General features: G+C 47.2%; 1 protein-coding gene and 1 pseudogene. Both read left to right on the top strand.

All coding sequences use genetic code 11. From position 1 onward, the window contains the following. Positions 1–388: ABC transporter permease (locus B3O33_RS15205; protein ID WP_292363910.1), on the top strand; the 388-nt coding region annotated here is incomplete at its 5' end. After that, positions 381–991, top strand: a pseudogene (locus tag B3O33_RS15200) (ABC transporter permease); the annotation flags it as partial. The gene B3O33_RS15205 and the pseudogene B3O33_RS15200, both read left to right, overlap by 8 nt.

Below are 991 nucleotides of genomic sequence, written 5' to 3'. Positions count from 1 at the left end.
TGCCCTGTCATATGGAGGTCTGGCATTTCTGGCCAAATTGACACGCTCATCGCTACTGGAAAATCTGACCGCAGATTATGCGCGTACCGCTCGAGCCAAAGGTGTGGATGAAGAAACCGTATTGTGGCGGCATGTATTTCGGAATTCGCTTTTACCGTTGATCACTGTTTCAGCAACATTACTACCCAGTTTATTGGCGGGTTCGGTCATCGTTGAAAGCATTTTCAGTATCGATGGAATGGGCAAGCTGGCGGTTGAAGCTCTCCAGACCCGCGATCGGGAGCTGGTGTTATCGGTGACACTGATTTCCGGTCTGCTGACGCTAGTTGGTTATTTGTTGGCTGATATTGCCTACGCAATTGTTGATCCGAGGGTCAGTTATGACTGAGCAAGTCGTCGAAGTTCCAGTCAAGCAGCCATCCAAATCCTGGACTCAACAGGTTGCTTCATCATTATTGAAAAGAACCAGTGCCAAAATAGGTCTGGCCTGGATAGGCTTGTTAGTTGTTATCGCCACGTTTTCACCGTTTCTGGCAAACAGTCATCCACTTTACCTGGTGGTTGATGGGCAGGCGACCAGTCCATTACTCAAGCATATGGAAGCACTGGACTGGATTTGGCTGAGTGGATTTTTTATTACGCTGGTGATTTCTGCGTTTTCAGTTGTGCTGTGGAAAAAGATTTTGTTATGGCTGGCGAGCATGGCGATGGTTTCATTTATTGCCTATTCGACTGTGTCACCACCTGTTCTGGTGGTTTATGAACAGTACCGTGAACTGGAAACGGCTGGTAAAGTTGAAAACATCATCCGTGTACCGATTCCGTACTCGGCAAAAGATTATTTACGTGATTATGCGGATACCGGCATTGAATCGCCTTTGTCTGCTGGAGAAAGAACACACTGGATGGGTACCGATGAAAATGGTGCAGATGTAGCATCGCGGATGATTCATGCATCACGGATTGCCTTGGGGATTGGTTTTATTGCTAC

The organism is Methylophaga sp. UBA1464 (assembly GCF_002325665.1).
Lineage (GTDB): Bacteria > Pseudomonadota > Gammaproteobacteria > Nitrosococcales > Methylophagaceae > Methylophaga.
The sequence above is the reverse complement of the archived record's forward strand: the minus strand, read 5'-3'. Positions and strand labels throughout refer to the sequence as shown.